The sequence below is a fragment of the Streptomyces sp. NPDC057486 genome (assembly GCF_042802415.1).
In the GTDB taxonomy this organism is placed as follows: domain Bacteria; phylum Actinomycetota; class Actinomycetes; order Streptomycetales; family Streptomycetaceae; genus Streptomyces; species Streptomyces yanii.
The window spans coordinates 1-2,965 of record NZ_JBHVEE010000287.1 but is presented as its reverse complement, the minus strand read 5'-3'; the positions used below and the strand labels follow the sequence as shown (position 1 = coordinate 2,965).

At 70.2% G+C, this 2,965-nt stretch carries 4 protein-coding genes and 1 pseudogene; 3 read left to right on the top strand and 2 right to left on the bottom strand.

Features of this window, described 5'->3' with window-relative positions:
• Positions 1-77 precede the first annotated feature (77 nt).
• Positions 78-194: a hypothetical protein gene (locus ACFU6I_RS48285; protein WP_384380873.1), complete on the top strand. Its 117-nt coding sequence runs from the start codon at positions 78-80 to the stop codon at positions 192-194.
• 35 nt (positions 195-229) lie between these two features.
• Here the strand turns inward: ACFU6I_RS48285 and ACFU6I_RS48280 are convergent.
• Positions 230-346: pseudogene (locus ACFU6I_RS48280) on the bottom strand (aldo/keto reductase); the annotation flags it as partial.
• A gap of 551 nt (positions 347-897) precedes the next feature.
• Between ACFU6I_RS48280 and ACFU6I_RS48275 the strand changes: the two are divergent.
• A complete protein-coding gene (locus ACFU6I_RS48275) occupies positions 898-1,062 on the top strand; it encodes a hypothetical protein (protein WP_384380870.1) in 165 nt (54 codons plus the stop codon).
• A gap of 11 nt (positions 1,063-1,073) precedes the next feature.
• Entirely contained in the window at positions 1,074-1,337 is a 264-nt protein-coding gene (locus tag ACFU6I_RS48270) for a hypothetical protein (RefSeq protein ID WP_384380867.1), read from the top strand.
• A 421-nt stretch (positions 1,338-1,758) separates the two neighbouring features.
• Here ACFU6I_RS48270 and ACFU6I_RS48265 read toward each other — a convergent pair whose 3' ends face one another.
• Entirely contained in the window at positions 1,759-2,796 is a 1,038-nt protein-coding gene (locus ACFU6I_RS48265; protein ID WP_384380864.1) for a TIGR03571 family LLM class oxidoreductase, read from the bottom strand.
• Between the last annotated feature and the right edge of the window lie 169 nt (positions 2,797-2,965).

The window sequence follows — 2,965 nt, the reverse complement described above, 5'->3', positions numbered from 1 at the left end:
ACGATGTCGAGGCGGTCGACGCCGAGGCGCTTGAGGCTGTCCTCGATGGAGCGTTCGGTGGCTTCGGCGGTCCATACGTGGAGCATTTTGTTGGGTTGCCGTGTTCGAACAGGCCGCCCTTCTCGCCGAGGTCGCGGGCGGCGGTCTCGTGTTCGTCGAGGATGACGCGGCCGACCTTGGTCGACAGGATGTAGGCGTCGCGGGGCTTGGTGGACAGGACCTCGCCCAGGCGTTCCTCGGCGAGGCCGGCGCCGTAGAACGGGGCGGTGTCGTAGTAGCGGATGCCCTGGTCCCAGGCGGCCTCGACGGTGGCGGCGGCCTCCTCGTCGGGGATCGCGCGGAACATGTTGCCGAGCGGGGCGGTGCCGAAGCCGAGGTTGCCGGGAAGGATTTCCTTGAGGGACATGATGGTGCCTTTGTGGGGGAAGGGTGGACGCCCGCGAGTGCGGCGGCTCCGCTGACGGGGCCGGGGCACCGGGGGAGGGGTGGCCCACCGGGTGAGCGCCGAATGTAAATGCAAACGCGCCTTACATGCAGAAACAATACTTGCATGCGCGGGTTAATGCAAGAGGTGGCCTCACTCGATGGTGGTGCCTCTGCTGTGGGCGTAGGTGGCGGTGGTCGATCCGGCCGGGAAGCGGTTGCGCTGTCCGCGATCCAGGACGGTGCGGCACGGCGGCCCCAGTGGCGGAGAGGCCGGTCCAGTGCCGCAGACGGCTTCGGGGCCGGTCGGGCGCCTCTCTCGGGCGCTGGGCCCATGCCGGAGATGTCCGTCACCGCTCGCATGGCTTGCCGGCTCCGTCGATGTGCCGTGCCGCAGTCCGGCCGGCGCGCGGATCGTCGAGGGAGCGGCCGCGATCGTCGTCGGCAGCACGGTCCGCAGCGTGCGGGTCGACGATGAAGTTCGTCGGCGCGGATGCCGTGATCGCGGCGGCCGGTGCCTGGCCGTCGCACCTGCTCGAACCGATCTGTGCCAAGGTACGCATTGCGGCGCAGCGCGGCCAGATCATGCACCTGCGGCTGTCGGGCGTGAAGCACTGTCAGTCGCCCCCGGACTGGTAGACGCCACATGTGTGGAGACCCACATCGGGATCGGCTACCAGTCAGGGAGGTCCGTCTTCGCTTACGAGGGCTGCGTGCTGGTCGGCTTCCCCCTGCTGACGCTGATCGTCCGCCGGCTGCGCGAGCAGAGCTTCCAAGGGTCCCCGACGTCGGCACCCGACTGTTCGGGCTGCACGAGACGGTCGCCACCCTCGCCGTCCTGGCCAGCGCTTGTGGTGCCGTTCGGCTGGATCGTCACCCAGTTTGTTGCCCTGCCGAACTCTTCGGCCGGCTGACCAGGAGCTCGACACCCGTGCCGGTCGTGGTGATCACGATCGCTTCGCTGACCTTTGTCCTGCCCGGCGGGCTGACCGAGGTGGCAGAGTCTCCGACGCACGCCGTGGGCCGGGACTGTCCGGCCTGACAATACTGATCAACGGCGTCTATGCGGGCCTTATCGATCGCGCGATGCGCTCGGTGAACCCGAACCTCGCCGACCAGGAGGACGCCGCGGGCTGGCTGCTCACCCGGCTCCCGTCCTGGATGCTCGTCGACTTCGCCGCATTCCCAGTGGTAACGATCGTGGCCACCAGCGGCGCCGCCCTCCAGGAGAGCGCGGCATCCCGCACTTCGGCGAATGCTTGTCCGCCGACATGTCACACCATGCCTCAAGAAGCGGACCTGCTGACATATGCGGAGCCGGTGTGCCGCCGGTGTTCAGGAAGCGACAACGCCGACTGCACCGGTCCCGGTCGCCGTGCTGGGGGAGGGGAAGTGCAGCAGGACCGTCTCGGCGAGCTCGTGGAGGACCTCCTCCACAGGGCGGTCGCCGGGGCGGAGGTTGAACGAGACATGGGCGACGCCGAGTTCGCCCATCGTCCGCAGATGGTCGATCAGGGCCCGGTGCCCGGTGCGCAGACCGAGCCGGATCGGGCTCGCCGCCGTGGACGGATCCTCGGTGAGGTCCAGTTGCATGGGCGTGAGGTACGGCTTGAGCGTGCCGGCGGTCAATTCCCGCCACTCCCTCGTCTTGAGGCGCAAGGCCCCCAGCGGACGCGGGTAGTTGAGGGACGCGTCCGCGTTCTGCGAGATCCACTCGGCGGACTGCTGGGCGTGCCCGGCGATGGCGAGGGGCACGGACGGACCCGTCGGCTTGGGCAGGACGTCCAGATGGCGGTCGGAACCCAGACCGAGCTCGGGCAGCTCCATGCCCGCGCCGTCGGTGTGCCGGGCCCACGCGGCGCGCAGGACCTCCACGCCCCGGCGGAACGCGGCACCGCGGCTCTGGAAGTCCTCCCCGAACAGCGGGTATTCGACGGGCCGGTCCCCGCTCGCGAGGCCGAGGACGAACCGGCCGCCGGAGAGCACGTCGACGGTGGCCGCGGCCTTGGCGACCAGCAGCGGATGGCGCAGCGGCAGCACGACGGCGGCGGTACCGAGCACGGCCCGCTCGGTCACGGCCGCGAGGTGCCCGAGGTGCGTGAACGTCTCGAAGACGGAGCCGGCGTCGCCGAACTGCTCAGGATCGTAGAGGGGGACGTCCCGTACCCAGAGCCCTGCGAAGTTCAACTCGTCTGCCAGGTTGGCGAGTTTGGCATGGCGGGTCAGGTCCGGGACGCCGAAGGAACGGCCCGCGGCCCGGTCGGCGCGCAGCCGGGTCGTGCCCCAGTCGTTGTCGAGGGGCAGTTCGAGACCCAGAGTCGGCAGGCCCGCGGGGTTCACGAGCCGGTCCAGGGCAGTGGGAGTGGAGGACATCCGGGGACACCTTTCAGCATCGCAACGACGCAGGGTAGGTGGGGTGGGGCGGCCGGTGACGGCGCCAGGACGCGACGCACGGTCGGAAGTGGGGGCTCGCGCGGGCGGGACCTGCCATCCACGCCCCCGCGAGCCGGAGCAACCCCGCCGGACCGCGCGGTGCGTCGCC

Coding starts and splice junctions, on each gene's coding strand:
- ACFU6I_RS48275 (WP_384380870.1), top strand. CDS start 898: ATGAAGTTCGTCGGCGCGGATGCCGTGATCGCGGCGGCCGGTGCCTGG.
- ACFU6I_RS48265 (WP_384380864.1), bottom strand. CDS start 2,796: ATGTCCTCCACTCCCACTGCCCTGGACCGGCTCGTGAACCCCGCGGGC.